Annotated in this window: 12 protein-coding genes; 7 read left to right on the forward strand and 5 right to left on the reverse strand. The window is 34.4% G+C overall.

The annotated features are described in order from the left end of the window. Nucleotides 1–107 precede the first annotated feature (107 nt). Entirely contained in the window at nt 108–1,223 is a 1,116-nt protein-coding gene (locus DFQ09_RS10270; RefSeq protein WP_115809999.1) for a peptidoglycan DD-metalloendopeptidase family protein, read from the forward strand. Between the two features lie 49 nt (nt 1,224–1,272). Here DFQ09_RS10270 and DFQ09_RS10275 read toward each other — a convergent pair whose 3' ends face one another. From DFQ09_RS10275 to DFQ09_RS10295, 5 genes are all read right to left on the reverse strand, one after another. Beyond that, nucleotides 1,273–1,863 (reverse strand): SET domain-containing protein, encoded by a 591-nt coding sequence (locus DFQ09_RS10275; protein WP_115810001.1) that lies wholly within the window; start codon nt 1,861–1,863, stop codon nt 1,273–1,275. Between the two features lie 160 nt (nt 1,864–2,023). Then, nucleotides 2,024–2,395 carry a VOC family protein gene (locus DFQ09_RS10280; protein WP_115810003.1) on the reverse strand — a complete coding sequence of 124 codons (372 nt, stop codon included), beginning with the start codon at nt 2,393–2,395 and terminating at the stop codon, nt 2,024–2,026. Nucleotides 2,396–2,472: 77 nt separating this feature from the next. Further along, a complete protein-coding gene (locus tag DFQ09_RS10285; RefSeq protein ID WP_115810005.1) occupies nt 2,473–5,295 on the reverse strand; it encodes a M16 family metallopeptidase in 2,823 nt (940 codons plus the stop codon). Between the two features lie 164 nt (nt 5,296–5,459). After that, on the reverse strand, nt 5,460–6,110 hold the full coding sequence (locus tag DFQ09_RS10290) for a peroxiredoxin-like family protein (protein ID WP_115810007.1): 651 nt from the start codon (nt 6,108–6,110) through the stop codon (nt 5,460–5,462). Between the two features lie 15 nt (nt 6,111–6,125). After that, nucleotides 6,126–8,609: a M14 family metallopeptidase gene (locus tag DFQ09_RS10295; RefSeq protein ID WP_115810009.1), complete on the reverse strand. Its 2,484-nt coding sequence runs from the start codon at nt 8,607–8,609 to the stop codon at nt 6,126–6,128. 114 nt (nt 8,610–8,723) lie between these two features. Between DFQ09_RS10295 and bshC the strand changes: the two genes are divergently transcribed. The 6 genes from bshC to DFQ09_RS10325 all read left to right on the forward strand — a co-directional run bounded on the left by bshC (nt 8,724) and on the right by DFQ09_RS10325 (nt 16,360). Then, nucleotides 8,724–10,331, forward strand: a complete 1,608-nt coding sequence (gene bshC, locus DFQ09_RS10300; protein ID WP_115810011.1) for a bacillithiol biosynthesis cysteine-adding enzyme BshC — start codon at nt 8,724–8,726, stop codon at nt 10,329–10,331. Nucleotides 10,332–10,334: 3 nt separating this feature from the next. After that, complete coding sequence (locus DFQ09_RS10305; RefSeq protein WP_115810013.1) at nt 10,335–11,705, forward strand: pyridoxal phosphate-dependent decarboxylase family protein; 1,371 nt, start codon at nt 10,335–10,337, stop codon at nt 11,703–11,705. A 151-nt stretch (nt 11,706–11,856) separates the two neighbouring features. After that, nucleotides 11,857–13,392 (forward strand): glutamine-hydrolyzing GMP synthase, encoded by a 1,536-nt coding sequence (gene guaA / locus DFQ09_RS10310; protein WP_115810015.1) that lies wholly within the window; start codon nt 11,857–11,859, stop codon nt 13,390–13,392. A gap of 149 nt (nt 13,393–13,541) precedes the next feature. Continuing rightward, nucleotides 13,542–15,449 (forward strand): LysM peptidoglycan-binding domain-containing protein, encoded by a 1,908-nt coding sequence (locus DFQ09_RS10315; protein ID WP_115810017.1) that lies wholly within the window; start codon nt 13,542–13,544, stop codon nt 15,447–15,449. A gap of 100 nt (nt 15,450–15,549) precedes the next feature. Continuing rightward, nucleotides 15,550–16,089, forward strand: coding sequence for a DUF922 domain-containing protein (locus DFQ09_RS10320; RefSeq protein WP_115810019.1), 540 nt, complete (start codon nt 15,550–15,552; stop codon nt 16,087–16,089). A gap of 37 nt (nt 16,090–16,126) precedes the next feature. Continuing rightward, nucleotides 16,127–16,360 carry a DUF3820 family protein gene (locus tag DFQ09_RS10325; RefSeq protein ID WP_115810021.1) on the forward strand — a complete coding sequence of 78 codons (234 nt, stop codon included), beginning with the start codon at nt 16,127–16,129 and terminating at the stop codon, nt 16,358–16,360. Nucleotides 16,361–16,411 lie beyond the last annotated feature (51 nt).

Raw genomic sequence — 16,411 nt, forward strand, 5'->3', positions numbered from 1 at the left:
GAATAGACTCAAATCGATTCTTAACCTTCAGTTAACATGCTTGCTAAGCACTTATACTTTAATCTTTCTATAACAGTTTGTGGTATAATTTATGATTATTATGAGGTATGAAATCGAAACTTATTACCACATTTATAGCACTGATTTTAGTCTCTTGTAAGCAAGTGCAGCATGTTTCGGATTCTATTACAAAACCTTCCGCAAGAACTATTTTTGAACGTGATTTTAAAAACAACGATAGCATATTTCAGCGTTATAAAATGGCGTACCGAAATGCCAAACGAAACAATCTTCAGTTGGAATTACCTATTGTCTTAAATTCAAAATCGGACACTTTAGACTTTAAAGTATTAGCTTATACTTTAAACTTACAACGTGGTGAGCGTTTTAAAATAGAATCACATACGGATAGTTTACAATTGGCGATTGATGTGTTTATGTTTGAAAATGATTCGGTAATATCTGAAAAAGTACTGCATTCTAATGAACCTGAAGCAAATCGTTTAGAATTTGATGTGACTAGAACTGGAAAATATAAAATAGTAATTCTTCCGAATCTTAAATTTAGCAGCAACTTTGGAATAATACTATTTGCGGAACCGACTTTAGCGTTTCCCGTTAGTGGAAAAGATAATAAAGCGATTCAAAGTTTTTGGGGTGCGTCGCGAAGTAGTGGTAGTCGCTCACATCAAGGCATCGATATTTTTGCTAAACGAGGAACACCAGTTGTAGCTGCAACTAATGGTTTTATTTCAAACACTGGAAATCGTGGTTTGGGCGGTAAACAAGTGTGGTTGCGCGATGGACTCTTTGGCCAGTCGTTATACTATGCGCATTTAGATCGTATTGCTGTGTCTGAAGGCAATCGTGTTAAGACGGGAGACACCTTAGGTTTTGTTGGTAACACCGGAAATGCTAAAACCACCAGTCCGCACTTACATTTTGGAATTTATACAAGTGGAGGGGCTGTAGATCCTTTGCCTTTTGTAAAACAAACTAATCCTATTGAAATAGTAATTATACCGATGCTTTTAAAAGGAGAAACGCGTCTTCGGAAAAATGAGCTAAGAGCTGGTGCCAGTGTTAAGTCGAAAAAACTTCAAGATTTAGAAGCAAATACGCAACTTGAAATTTTAGGAAAAACGCAACGATGGTTTCATGTACAGGTTAATGATACTTTACAAGGTTTTATGCATGAGTCTTTAATTAAAGAAATTGAGTGAATTTTTAAGTGATAGATGGTAAGACTTAACGAAACTAAATCTGATGAATCTATGTCTTCTCAATATAATAATTGTTTAAGATGGAATCCATTTCTTCTTTTCCAGAAGCTATACGTTCAATCTTATTCCATAAATCATCTTTAATTAAAACGCGTAACGGTTGCTCGTTAAAAGGTATTTTACCAAAAACGTTCAAAATTTGTTGATCCCAAATTTTATGGAAGTTCAATAAATCATCTGGGTAAACAACTCTTCTCTCTGTGCCTTCATCAACACCTTCAAAGGGTTCTGTAATATTTAAATACCCATAATCGTCTGTTAATTGTTCGCCTGGATGAATGTCTCGTATAGCAATTTCAAAATCATAGGCGGTTGTAAAACAATTAGAATTAAAACTATGGTTAACGAATCGTCCATTATCCCAACACAGCACAAAGTTGCCCTTATTGTTCCTATAAGAATACGTATCTAAGATAGTCTTGTAGATGGGATCCATAGCATTAAATGCTTCTGGACTAAAGTCCCGATCTAATTGGTCTAAGACCCAAGTAATGGTTCCGGCAGGAATAAACTCAGTAGCAACAACTCCGTAGCCAATCTCTTTGTTTATAAATTTTAATTCTGTTTTTGGGTGAATCATATCGTTTTAAATTAAGTGTATGCTTAATTAAAAATAATACTTTTTTCGATTCAAAAATAAGTCGGTTGAAAATTATTATTGACCTTAATTTGTCGTCAGTATTCTCTTGAGTAGGCTAGAGCTGAACCATGTGTTTTATAATTATAAAGTTTATTGTTTTCTATATATGTTGATCTATTAAAATAGCATTACCATCAGGATCTAAAACTACAAAACTTGCAGGTCCTGAACTCGCTTCATCAGCTTCGTTCTCTAATTTAATGTTGTTGCTTTTTAAATGTTTTTGAATATCTCGTATATCATCAAAGTTATTGAGGGTTTTAGCATCTTGATCCCAACCAGGATTAAAAGTGAGCATATTATTTTCAAACATACCTTGAAACAAACCCACAAGTGTTGATTCGTTTTTCATAATAAGATAGTTCTGTTCTAAATCACCACCAAAAACAGAAAATCCTAAGGTTTCATAAAAAGCTTTTGAAGCTTTAATATCTTTAACGGCTAGACTAATTGAAAAGGCTCCTAGTTTCATGGTTTATTCTTTTTTGTAATACTAAAAGGTATTGAATGTTTGAATTTCCAATACCTTAAAATATAAACGTTACTACTTTAATTCAACAACACTGCATCACCAAATCCTAATCCGTTTAATTTACTTAATTGCGTTTCGGCATCACCAACAATCACATAAATCATTTGGTTTGGGTTTATGTACTTTTCAACCAGTGCTTTAATGTCGTCAACACTTAAATCTTTTACAATAGATTGGCGTTGTTTGGCATAATCGTCTGCATAACCATAATTACTAATATTACTCAGCATATTTAATTTAGAACCTAAAGTTTCAAACGCACGAGCGCTACTTTTTAAGGAAAACCCTTTTGTGATTTCTAAATCAGCCTCACTATAATTGGTGCCGTAATTTTCTAAAATCTCTTTAATCAAAGCGGCAGATTCATAAGTCACGTTAGTACGAATAGAACTATTAATTGAAAATTCTCCTGTATTAGCGTCACCATCAAATCCAGAGCTTATACCATAAGTGTAGCCTTTAGATTCGCGTAATTCTTGTGTTAATTGAGACGCAAAACTTCCACCTCCTAAACGGTAATTCATTACAGACGCAGCATAGTAATCCGTATCAGTAGCTTTTAAAGACGGATAGCCAAAGGCGATAACCGATTGTTTGGCACCAGGTACATCATAGAAAAATACTTTAGATGTTTCTGGTGTTATAGCTTGTGGTAATTCTGGGATCACAACATCTTTAGATTCCCAAGTTGTATTAATAGTTTCTAAAGCTGCGATAACATCGTTTTCTGAAATTGAACCTACAACGTGTACATTCGTGAGTTTCGGAGTTAATTTAGTCGAGTAGAAATTTTGTAAATCAGAAATCGTAATCGCATTTACGGATGCTTCTGTACCATTATTGTTATACGCTAAAATGTTGTTTTCGCCATATAATTGCTTTGCAAATGCATTAGCAGCAATACTATTTGGATTTGCCTTTTGGCGTTGAATTCCACTAATCGTACTTTGTTTTAATAAGTTGAATTCTTCTTCATCCCAACGTGGTTCTAAAAGAATTTCAGTCACTAAAGCCATAGTCGCATCAAAATGTTTTGCTAAGGTCGTTCCAGAAATAGTGACACTATTATCTGTGGCATAGCTGTAAATTTGAGCGCCTAGACTTTCAATGGCATTTTCTAAAGCTTCTGGTGTTTTGTTTTTTGTGCCTTTACTCATTAAATTGGCCATCAGGTTAGACACTCCAACTTTATCGGTTTGTTCTAATAGTAAGCCCCCTTTTATTTCCAATTCAAATTCTACTAATGGCACTTCGTTATTTTCAATACCAAAAACTTTGATTCCAGAATCTAAGTTGTGCTTCCATACTTTAGGAATTACTAAATCTGGACTTTTTCCATATTCTGGTTCTACAGATCTATCAAAACTGCTTGGCGTTTTTTCGTATTCTGCGGCTAGGCTTGCATCAAAAGTATCTTCAGCACCTTCAACTATTTGCTCTTCTTCTACAACGGCCTGCTGAGAATTATCTAAAACTAAGTTCATTTGTCCTTTTGGAACAAAGCTCGTAGCAATAAAATTCTGATCCTTAATGTATGTGTTGTAAACACGCATCACATCTTCTGGAGTGACGGCTAAAATGTGTTGCACATCTTGATTGATAAAACCAGGATCACCTGCAAAAATTTCATATTGTGCTAATTGAAACCCTTTGCCTAAAACACTAGATAATCCTTTGTAGAATGACGTTTCCTGTCCGGCTTTTATACGATTTAAATCCGTTTCAGAAATCCCATTCATTTCAAAATCTCTTAAACCTTCATTAATAGCACTAGCAACCGTATTTAAGTTGGTTTGATCGAATGCTGTAACCCTTAACATTAATTGTCCGGCTATCTCAGAAGAACTTTGATACATGCCGACATTACTTGTTAACTGTTGGTTTTCAACTAAAACTTTATATAATGGTGCTTTTTTACCTTCAGTTAAGTATTGCGATAATACGCTTAGTGCATATGTGTCTGGATGATATTCATAAACGGTTGGCCACGTCATTGTTAATCGCGGTGCACGTGCAAAATTGTCTTCATAAAATAAGCGTTTAGACGTTTTTAGTGTCACTGGTTGCTTTTTCATTTTAGGAATATCTTCTCCTCGTGGAATTTCATCAAAATACTTTTTAACCCATTCTTTCGTTTGCGCTACATCAATATCTCCAGCAATGGTTAAGGTCACATTATTCGGTACATACCAACGTTTGTAAAACTCTTTTACATCGTCTAATGTTGCGTTTTGTAAATCTTCTAAGGATCCAATAACCTCCCAACTATATGGATGGCCTTCAGGGTATAGATTACTATTTATTACACTAGAATTAAAACCATAAGGTTGGTTGTCTACACGCTGACGTTTTTCGTTTTTAACCACTTGTTTTTCTTTAGCCAAAACGGGTTCTGTAACTGTATTTATAAAATAACCCAGTTTATCGGCTTCTGCCCAAATCATTTTTTCTAAAGCATCTTTTGGTACGGTTTGAAAGTAATTGGTACGATCTTGACTTGTAGAACCATTAGCGCCAGAACCTCCAATACGAGCACTCATTTGGTCTAAACCACCTTTGCCTAAGTTTTCAGATTCTAAGAATAAAAGATGCTCAAATAAATGTGCAAAACCAGTTCTGCCTGTTTTTTCACGTGCTGATCCTACATGTGCTGTTAATGCTACAGCTGCTACTGGGTCTGATTTATCAACGTGAAGAATGACTTGTAAGCCATTGTCTAAAGTGAATTTTTCGTACTCGACTTTAAATTCTGGAGTCGTTTCTTTGGTGTCGTTTTCTTTACAAGACGTTATTGTAAAAAGCACTAAAAAGGCTAAAAGTATTGATTTGATGTGTTTCATAATTATGTATTTGAGTGATGATGATTTATGTTATAACAGGTTGAATGCGATTTGAAAATTTTTGAAATTGATATAATAGTTTTTCTGTCTTTTGAATACTGCATCTGACTTTTTAACACTAATGATAATTTATAAATAGTACTATGAATTATAGCATTCGTTTATTAACTCAGATTTTTAAGCACTTCAATAATGTCATCTGGTTCAGAGCGTGTTCTGTAGTCCACATTGACATAGTTCCATATTACTCTACCATCAATTCCTATAATAAACGTAGCCGGAATTGGTAAAACACTAGCATTGCCATTATTGATTTTTTTAAGATCGAGTTGTCTATCTACGCGCATGTGATCCAATAAAAATTCAGGAACTTCCCAAGCCACACCATATTGTGAAGCAACTTTTGCATCTTGATCAGACAACACTGTAAATTCCATGTTATTTATTTCGTTTGCTGTTAGGGAGTCATCTGGCACTTCTGGACTAATAGCAACCAACGTCGCTCCTAATTTATGGATGTCGTCTAGTTTAGCTTGTAAAGCTCTTAGTTGTAAATTGCAGTAAGGACACCAACTACCGCGATAAAATGTAACAATTACTGGCCCCTTTTCTAGTAAATTAGATAATGAAATTAATTCTCCTTGTGGATTTGGTAATTTAAAATCTACTGCTATTTCTCCTATTTTAAGAGCATTAGATCCTTGTTCGAAAGCTTTTGCTTTATCAATGGCTTCATCAACTCCTTTCATAAAGTCAGGTTTTGCTTTTCTTCCAGCAGCAATCTTAGCGTCAGTTTGTTCTTTTAACGTTTTCATTAATTGTATTTAAAACTATAATTCGTATGCATTATTATTCACCATAAAAATAGAGTTCACTAAAAACAGTTTTCCATTTTCCCAGAAACTTCTAAAAAGTGTATTATCTACCATGTAAATAAAACTACCATTGCCCATATGTTCTTCACCAAATACTAAGGTTTGGTCTAAACTTTTCAATGCATTTTGTCCTGCAAAACCAGAATAAACTTTGGTGTTATTTAAGTAAGCTACATTGTAACCACTATCTAATAAACTGTATGCCGTACTACCTAATTTTAAGGTGAAGTAATTGTCGTCATAGCCAAAAGCCATAGGATGTGTATGATCTACTTTTGCATTAAAAATAGCTCCCGTAATTAAGTTGTTACTGTATTCTCGTTCGCGATCTGCGTAAGCGGTTAGGTTGTCTTTCTTTTCAACGTCATCTTCTTGTTTTTTATAATTGAGGCTAAAACCATCTTTACCAGCAAAGCTTCGCAGTGCGCCATCAATAGCAATCACTTTACCTCCAGCACGTACCCAGTCTTTAAGTTTAGTCATATTGTCTTCCGTAAATACGTTTCTGTAATTACCATTCGGAAGAATTAAGACATTGTACTTGTCTAAATTTATGCTTCCAAAATCATCTGTATTAATAGACGTTAAAGGGTAGTGCAATTGCTGCTCAAAGAAATGCCAAACTTCACCATAACTTAAAGACGATGTACCCTCTCCAGAAAGTACAGCAACCTTTTGCTTGTTTACTAGTTTAATATCTGGTGAGCCAATATCTGGTGTTGTTTGTGAAAACCCTGAATTAATTTGCGTTAAGTGTTGTGCCTGTTCTTGAGCAATCGTATTTAAGGTTTCTAGGAAATTTTTAATGTGTTTATTGTCGCCTTTAGTAATGATTAATGAACCACGTTCAAATTTATTGTTGTTTGATGTGAATGGTTTTTCTGTAAAACGGACTTTGAAATTATGTTTCAATAGCGCTGCTAAAAACTGAGCATCGTCCATAGAATTCCATTTACTAACATAGCCGTAAGCATCGGTTAATTTTTGCAATGCTTTTTTACTTAAAAGTGTTTCACTCGGAATTTTGGTAGTACTCGCCATCGCTTCTAATCCATAGGCATAAGGTAATGACCAAGCCGTGATATCGTAAGTTAAGGAATCCGAAAGTTTAGCATTTGGTTCAAATAAGGCTTTTACCATTTTACCTTTGGGCTGGTTGGCGTGTACAACTAAAGCCTTACTGTCAATGTTTAGAGAACCTTGTTTTCCGGTAGCATAATTCATGCCCGAAACTTTAGATGTTGTGGCATTTTCGAATGTGATATGGTGTTTGTTTAAAAGTGTTTTTAAGCTATTCAATTTATCTTCATTCCCTTTTAAAACGTAACTTTTATATTTTAAGTTGGAATTGTCAAAGAATTTAGCAAACTCAGTATTTAGTTGTTTCGCATTTTTTGAAGCCATTTCAACCGTTGAAAGTCCAGAGGTTGTATGATGCGTTAAGCGCTCCACTAAAGTTAAAACGTGGCCTTCATCATTAAAGATCCCTAATCCTGCCATACCATGTCCGCCTTGCTCGTAAGTCATTCCCATAGCTCCCATAAAAGTGGGGTAGGTATCACCATAACTCGGATAAAACAAATCGAAACGTTCTCTGGTAAAAAACAACCAACCTTCAGCATCAAAATATTTAGCGTGATTTTTTCCAATTTCAGTTTGAAAATCACGTTGCCAATCGGTGATCACTTCATGAAATGGTTCTGCGGCAGGTGCAAAATAATACGGTTCGTTAATGCCTTGTTCATGAAAATCGACATGTACATGAGGCATCCACTTATTATAGACTTCTAAACGTTGTTGTGTTTCTACTTGTGATGCCCAAACCCAGTCTCTGTTTAAATCAAAAAGATAATGATTTGGTCGTCCTCCTGGCCAAGGTTCATTGTGCTCGCTGGCTTGTCTGTCTATATCATAAGGTTGACTTGCCGTTTCATTATACCAATTGATGTAACGATCACGACCATCCGGATTCATGGAAGGATCAATAATTACAATCGTATTTTTAAGCCACTCTTGTTTTTCGGTTAGCAATTTAAATAAGGTGAGCATTGATGCTTCTGAGCTTGATGCTTCGTTACCATGAACGTTATAACTTAACCACACAATGGCAATGTCATCTGCAGAAGACTCTCCTTCTAATAATCCAATGTTTTTTAAATTATTTTCTCGAATTGTTTCAAGATTTTTAATGTTTTCTTCGCTAGAAATATAGGCTAAATATAACCCTCTTCGTTCGTTTGTTTTACCGTAGGTTTCTAGTTTTACTTGGTTAGGAATTTGCTTTTGCACCGTTTTAAAGTAATCGATAACTTGATGATTTCGACTAAATTGTGTGCCAATTTCATAGCCTAAAAAGTCACTTGGAGATGAAATGGTTTGAGCAGTTAATGAAAGTTGAAAACAGAAAATAATAAGAAGAGAAGTAACTAATTTTTGCATTGAAGTTGGTTTTATTTTGATGCTAGTAAATATACGTAGCATAAGTGAATTAACTAAAAATTAGGAATTAAAATACTGAAGAGCCTTATATTTATGCCATAATTTGAGATTTGTATGCCAACCGATTATATCCCATTTAGAGAAACTAATTATTTCTCCGACTTTATCTGTAATTATTTAGACCAAAAACCGGAATTAAACGACTTTTATAATCGTTTTCCGTTGTTAGAAAATTTTGAAGCTCAGATAGAAGAGAAGCAATCAAATATTGATGATCACTTTGCCGAGAATCGACAGGTGTTAGTAAACACTTTAACCTCGCAATATAAAGATATTGAAACCTCAGGTGCCACTGCGGAGAATATCCAAAGCTTAGCTTCTAAAAATACGTTTACAATTACTACAGGTCACCAGTTGAATTTATTTACAGGGCCACTTTATTTCTTATATAAAATTATTTCAACCATAAATTTAACCAAGCAGTTAAAAGAAACCTATCCAAAATACAATTTTGTGCCAATCTATTGGATGGCTTCGGAGGATCATGATTTTGAAGAAATAAATTATTTCAATTTTAGAGGTAAAAAAATACAATGGAATTCTAAACAAACCGGAGCAGTTGGTCATTTTGATACTAAAGGTTTAGATGAAGTATTTGAAGTGATTTCTTTAGAATTTGGAGCAGGAAAAAACGCAGAACAATTAAAAACATGGTTTAAGGAAGCGTATCTCAATCATAATAATTTAGCGGATGCGACTCGTTATTTGGCAAACCAGTTATTTGGAGAACACGGTTTAGTAATTTTAGATGCCGATGATAGCGAACTGAAACGTTTGTTTATTCTGCAGATGCAAAAAGAAATGTTAGAGCAAACGGCATTTAAAACCGTTTCTGAAACTAATAAGAAGTTAGAAGATTTAGAATTAAAGATTCAGGTAAACCCTAGAGAAATCAACCTCTTTTATATTAAAGAAGGTGTACGTGAACGTATTATAGAAAGTGAAGGGGTTTATTCAGTACTCGATACTGATATTACATGGAGCGAGAGTGAGCTGCTAGAACACCTCGATGAGATGCCGGAGCGATTCTCTCCCAATGTTATCATGCGTCCATTATATCAAGAAGTGATTTTGCCAAATCTCTGTTACATCGGTGGAGGTGGAGAAATGATTTATTGGTTACAATTAAAATCTAATTTTGAAGCTCAGAATGTGACATTCCCGATGTTGTTATTAAGAAATTCAGCTTTGGTGACATCTAAAAAACAAGCAGAAAAACTTGAAAATTTAAATATTTCAAACAAAGATTTATTTTTAGATAGGCATTCATTTATCAATAAAAAAGTTCGAAAAATTTCGAATATAGATATTGATTTTTCAGAGCAAATTCAACATTTAGAATCACAATTTAAAGGCCTTTATGATTTAGCAGACCAAACCGATAAATCTTTTGTTGGTGCTGTAAAATCGCAAGAAGTCAAGCAAATAAAAGGATTAAAACAATTAGAAAAGCGATTGTTATTAGCTCAGAAACGCAAATTAGCAGATCAAATAGAACGTTGTACAGAGCTACAAGAGCAATTGTTTCCTGGTCAAAGTTTACAAGAACGAAATACTAATTTTTCAGAATTGTATTTAGAATATGGTGATCAGCTAATTCCTGAAATACTAAAAGCCTTAGAACCTTTAAAAGGTGAGTTTTTAATTCTTAATTTAGAATAATTCATGCATAAAATTGATATTGAACTTGTTGAAATGACCTTAGATGTTATGAAATATGTCATAGGACGAGTTTCAGCAACAGAACATAAAATCGGAAAACCAAGAAAATCTGAAGAATTAAAAGCAGCTGTAGGTGAAACTATAACCGAAAAAGGAGTCGGCGGAGAGTATGCTTTTAACTTATGGAAAGAGCATTTAGCAACTGCAAATGTGCCTGTAGATCATCCTCGTAATTTAGCGTTTGTACCAGCGTCACCAACCAAAGCAGCCATTATGTTCGATTTAATAACGTCGGCATCGAGCATTCACGGAGCCTATTGGATGGAAGGTGCAGGAGGTATATTTTGCGAAAATGAAGCGATGAAATGGATGGTGTCCTTAACAGGTTTACCAGAAGGAGCATTTGGGGTATTTACAAGTGGAGGTACAGCAGCTAACTTATCAGCCATTGTTACAGCAAGAGAACATTGGAGAGAAAACCCAGAATATCAGCGCGAAAAAGGATTAATTATTACGTCTATTGGAGCGCACTCATCTGTAAAAGCCATGGCAAAAGTCGCTGATGTAGATATTGTGATGGTCGATTCTGAAGAGCATTTAACAGGCGAGGCTCTAAAGGAAGCTATTGCTACTTTAACAGCACATCAACGCAAATGTTTGTTTGCAGTTGTAGCTACAGGAGGAACAACCAATGCAGGAATTATTGATGATTTAGAAAGTGTTTCAAAAGTATGTGAAGATGAAAATCTATGGTTTCATGTTGATGCTGCTTATGGAGGAGGTGCTTTAGTTGCTGATTCGGTTCGTCATTTATTTAATGGTATTGAAAAAGCAGATAGTATTACTATAGATCCACATAAATGGATGTTTTCGCCTTACGATTGTGGAGCTGTGATTTATAAAAACATGGAATTGGCAAAAAATGCCCATTCGCAACAAGGCTCGTATCTCGAAATTTTTAAAGATGAAGGTGCACATGGATTTAATCCAACCGATTATCAAATTCAATTAACAAGACGCGTTAGAGGTTTACCGCTGTGGTTTTCTTTAGCAACGCACGGTACAGACCGTTATAAAGAAGCGGTTGAGCGTGGTTTAGAATTAGCACAAATTGCAGGACGACTTATAGAAGCGCATCCCAATTTAGAATTGGTGCGAGAGCCAAGTCTGTCTTGCGTACTTTATCGAAGAATAGGTTGGCAGCCCGAAGATTACACACATTGGACTTATGAAAATCACGAAAAAGGATTCGCATTAGTGACACCAACTAAATGGAAAAATGGGGATACCTATGAAACCTGTTCGCGTTTTTGTTTTATTAATCCTGATACCACTGAAAATGATATTGCGATGATTCTAGAAACTATGATCTAATTGAAACGTAATGACGTGTTAAATGAATGAATTATTTGATGGTTTTGTGATATTAACTTAATAACACAAAAGTTGGTTTTATGTTAAAAACTTAATCCAAAAAATTATAAATCATAAAACGTAATTTCCAAATCAATCCTTATTTTTGCGCATGCAACACAACAAAGTCCTAATACTAGATTTCGGATCGCAATACACACAACTTATTGCGCGTCGCGTTAGAGAATTAAACATCTACTGCGAAATTCACCCTTACAATAAAATTCCTTCAGATTCAGAAAGCTTTAAAGCGGTAATTCTATCTGGTAGTCCAAACTCTGTTAGAGGAGAAGCAGTGCTTCATCCTAACTTAGATGGTATCAGAGGAAAAAAACCGATGCTAGCCGTTTGTTATGGAGCCCAATATTTAGCCCATTTTTCTGGTGGTAAAGTTGCGGAATCCAATACAAGAGAATATGGAAGAGCAAATTTGGCGTTTATAAAATCTGACGAGGATTTCTTCGAGAACATACACGAAGGCAGCCAAGTATGGATGAGTCATAGTGATACCATAAAGCAATTACCAACAGGAGGAGTACTTTTAGCAAGTACAAGCGACGTTGAGAATGCAGCTTATAAAATTGAAGGTGAACAAACGTATGCCATTCAATTTCATCCTGAAGTTTACCATTCTACGGATGGTCATCAACTTTTAAGCAATTTCTTAATTAAGATTGCGAAGGTTGAGCAAGACTGGACACCACAATCTTTTGTTGAAGAAACCGTTGATAGTCTTAAGGAGCAATTAGGAAACGATAAAGTGGTCCTGGGTTTATCAGGAGGAGTAGATTCGTCTGTAGCTGCCATGTTATTGCATAAAGCTATTGGCAAAAACCTCTATTGCATCTTTGTGAATAATGGATTATTACGAAAAAATGAGTTCGAAGATGTATTGCATCAATACGAAGGCATGGGACTTAATGTAAAAGGTGTAGATGCTTCGGCACGCTTTTTGGATGCTTTAGCAGGATTGAGTGATCCTGAGCTAAAGAGAAAAGCAATTGGATCCGCATTTATCGATGTTTTTGATGTTGAAGCGAATTTAATTAAAGATGTAAAATGGTTGGCTCAAGGTACTATTTATCCTGATGTGATAGAAAGTGTATCGGCAACAGGAGGACCAAGTGCGACTATAAAAAGTCATCATAATGTTGGTGGATTGCCAGATTATATGAAATTAAAAATAGTAGAACCATTAAGAGCTTTATTTAAGGATGAAGTTAGACGCGTAGGAGCTTCTATGAATATGGATAAACAGTTATTAGGTCGTCATCCTTTTCCTGGTCCAGGTTTGGCAATTCGGATTCTTGGAGATCTAACCGCTGAAAAAGTACGTATATTACAAGAGGTTGATGCTATTTTTATTAATAATCTCCGTTCTTGGAACCTATACGATAAAGTATGGCAAGCAGGTGCAATGCTATTACCTGTGAATAGTGTGGGAGTCATGGGCGACGAGCGTACCTATGAAAAATGTGTCGCTCTAAGAGCTGTAGAAAGTACAGACGGAATGACTGCTGATTGGGTGAATTTACCGTATGAGTTTTTACAAAAAACATCAAACGAAATTATAAATAAAGTGAAAGGTGTGAATAGAGTTGTTTACGACATCAGCTCAAAACCACCTGCAACTATTGAGTGGGAGTAAAAAAAGTTATCAGTTTACAGGTGCAGTATATAGTAAATAAATAAAAAAAAATCACTGATCACTGAACGTTGTCGATGTACAGTCTCAATCACTGTATAAAGTAAAAAAGTAAGCTGTTTTAAATAGCCATTTACAGTAAAATAGAATTCATGAAAAATATCTTAACCATCATTTTAATTGCTTTTACAATTGGTCTAAGTGCTCAAGACTACATTGAGCACACCGTTAAGCCAGGTGAAACAATTGAAAGTATTGCCAAGGGTTATTTAGTGACTCCGTTTGATATTTATGCACTAAATCCGGATGCTAAACGTAAGTTTCAGCCTAATACAGTTTTAATTATTCCAAACTCTAAAGTTAAGAATAACGCTATTGTAGAAGATAGTAGAGAACTTATTGGTTATAAAAATCATAAAGTAAAACGTAAAGAAACCTTATACGGATTAACAAAAGAATACAATGTTTCTGAAGAAGAAATTAAAAAAGCAAACCGTTTTTTGTATTCTGAAAATCTTAAAAAAGGCGATAAAATTAGAATACCAAAATACAGAACGCAAGTATCTAAACAAACCTTAAATAATACCGTAAAAAAATATACGGTTCAGGCTAAGGAAGGGAAGTGGAGAATTGCTTATAAATTTGGAATTTCTGTTACTGAGTTAGAAGCTTTGAATCCATTTATGAATGAAACCATTCAGCCAGGAGATGAGCTAAACGTACCTAACATTGATGATAACGAAGAAAAACAAGTTGAATCGACTTTTGGGTATTACGAAGTGTTACCTAAAGAAGGTTTTTTTAGACTAAAAGTAAAATTAAATTTAACTCAAGAACAACTAGAAAAATTAAATCCTGAATTAAAAGAGACAGGTCTAAAAGCAGGAATGGTATTAAAAGTACCAGCAAATGTTGACACAACGAGTAGCTTAGAAATTGTTAAAACCACAAACTTAAAAAGTAATCTAACCAATTTTAAGACTAAAAAAATAGCCTTAATGTTACCGTATCGTCTCGATAGAATTGATGTAGATGCGGTTGAAGAAACCAAACAGAAGATAAAAGAAACACGTTTATTATCTACAGTATTAGATTTTCACGTTGGTGTTATGATGGCTTTAGATTCTGCTAAGCAATTAGGGATTTCAACAGATTTAAAGGTTTTTGACACGCGTTATCATGTTTCAAAAACAGCGGATATTTTAGCTGATAATGATTTTTCTGATTATGATGCTGTGATTGGTCCAATGGAAGAAAATAGTTTTAACCGTGTCGCAATGACATTAAAAGCCGATAATATTCCTGTTATTGCTGCTATGAACAAGCCAAAGCAAGTTTATAGTAATGTCTTCCAAACCTTACCAGAAAATAAGTTGTTAAGTAAAACAATGATCGATTTTGTAAAAGCGGATAGTTTAAAGACTAAAGTGGTTATTATTTCAGATCATGCGCACAGAACGAGTAGTGAAGCGTTACAAAAACAATTTCCAAACTCTAAGTTAATCTTAACTCAAAAAGATAAAAAAGATAAGACAAAAGATGCCTATTATATTTATCATTCTAATTTACAAAATGTGTTTTCTGCCGGTAAAACGGTTGTGTTTTTAGAAACTGAAAACACATCTTTAGCTTCTAGTGTTATTAGTATGCTTAATGGTTTTGCTGTAAATAAAACTGAAATTGTATTAGCAACTCTAAACAAAGGGAAAGCATTTGAAGGGAAGGATATAGACAATAATAATTTGTCTCATCTTAAATTTCATTACCCATCTGTACATAAGGATTTTGACGAATCGAAATCAAATGGTTTCGTAGATAGGTACCGTAAAGAATATGGAGTATCCCCAAGCAAATATGTAGCGCGTGGATTTGATATTACTTTAGATCTTTTAATGCGATTGGCTTCTGCTGAAAACCTATATGAAGCATCAATAGATTCAATTGAAACGGAATATATCGAAAATAAATTCAGATATAATAAAGCCTTAATGGGCGGTTATGTTAATGAAGCAGTATATATTGTAAAGTATGATGACCTCAGAATTGTAAAGGCTGAGTAAGTCGTTAAAAAAGGTTATTGATAGTAATTTCCTAGTCTTATAGCGTATTTAGTATTCTAATATCGAAAAAGATTTTACATTTAATTCGAAATAATTACTCTTGAAAAACCTACTTATAATTATAACCTTACTTTTTCTTGGAGGTACGTCTCATGAAGAATCTGTAACTTGGAATGAAAAAACCAAGCTAACTTGGGCCGACTTTAAAGCGCCACCAAGTTTAACGTCTAATGCTGTTGCTGTTACTGCGTCAGGTATTACTTTTGGATATGCCGTTAAGACGTCTGGAGAAAGAATCGTTGACTTCTCTACCACTGTAGAAGCGCACTTTTATCCAAATAAGTCTTGGTACATAAAGGAAAAAGGAAACCCTCATGTTTTGGCTCATGAACAGTTACATTTTGATATTACAGAACTTTATGCACGTCAATTTAGAGCACAAATAACAAAGTTGATTGTTAATCAAAATGTAAAAGAGCAGATGAACAGGCTACATGCTAAAATTAATGAAGCCGTAAATGAAACTCAAAAACTTTACGATGAGCAAACTAACCATTCTATGAATATTGAAATGCAAGAGGAATGGGAAACAACAATTCAAATTGAACTTAAGAAATTTGAAGACTACAAGTCACAATAATTTAGGAGCTTTTATCTACACTAAAATTTAATTAAAAATGGAATTAGACGGCACAGTTTTAATTGAATTGGCACATTACAAAATGCCATTTGGCAAATACAAAAATCAATACTTAATAGACGTCCCAGAACATTATTACATCTGGTATCAACAAAAAGGATTTCCTGAAGGAAAACTTGGTCGTATGATGGCACAGATGTGCGAAATAAAAATCAATGGCTTAGAAGAGTTGATTTATACGATTCGTAGGGATTTTAAAAAGCAGCGTTAATACTGTTTTCAGAGTAAAACTCAAGTTAGAGGTTATAGAATCACGGTAATC

Source organism: Winogradskyella pacifica (assembly GCF_003386275.1).
Lineage (GTDB): Bacteria > Bacteroidota > Bacteroidia > Flavobacteriales > Flavobacteriaceae > Winogradskyella > Winogradskyella pacifica.

What these genes read in the sequence shown, in the direction of transcription:
- DFQ09_RS10270 (WP_115809999.1), top strand. Translation starts at nt 108, where the DNA reads ATGAAATCGAAACTTATTACCACATTTATAGCACTGATTTTAGTCTCT.
- DFQ09_RS10275 (WP_115810001.1), bottom strand. Translation starts at nt 1,863, where the DNA reads ATGATTCACCCAAAAACAGAATTAAAATTTATAAACAAAGAGATTGGC.
- DFQ09_RS10280 (WP_115810003.1), bottom strand. Translation starts at nt 2,395, where the DNA reads ATGAAACTAGGAGCCTTTTCAATTAGTCTAGCCGTTAAAGATATTAAA.
- DFQ09_RS10285 (WP_115810005.1), bottom strand. Translation starts at nt 5,295, where the DNA reads ATGAAACACATCAAATCAATACTTTTAGCCTTTTTAGTGCTTTTTACA.
- DFQ09_RS10290 (WP_115810007.1), bottom strand. Translation starts at nt 6,110, where the DNA reads ATGAAAACGTTAAAAGAACAAACTGACGCTAAGATTGCTGCTGGAAGA.
- DFQ09_RS10295 (WP_115810009.1), bottom strand. Translation starts at nt 8,609, where the DNA reads ATGCAAAAATTAGTTACTTCTCTTCTTATTATTTTCTGTTTTCAACTT.
- bshC (WP_115810011.1), top strand. Translation starts at nt 8,724, where the DNA reads ATGCCAACCGATTATATCCCATTTAGAGAAACTAATTATTTCTCCGAC.
- DFQ09_RS10305 (WP_115810013.1), top strand. Translation starts at nt 10,335, where the DNA reads ATGCATAAAATTGATATTGAACTTGTTGAAATGACCTTAGATGTTATG.
- guaA (WP_115810015.1), top strand. Translation starts at nt 11,857, where the DNA reads ATGCAACACAACAAAGTCCTAATACTAGATTTCGGATCGCAATACACA.
- DFQ09_RS10315 (WP_115810017.1), top strand. Translation starts at nt 13,542, where the DNA reads ATGAAAAATATCTTAACCATCATTTTAATTGCTTTTACAATTGGTCTA.
- DFQ09_RS10325 (WP_115810021.1), top strand. Translation starts at nt 16,127, where the DNA reads ATGGAATTAGACGGCACAGTTTTAATTGAATTGGCACATTACAAAATG.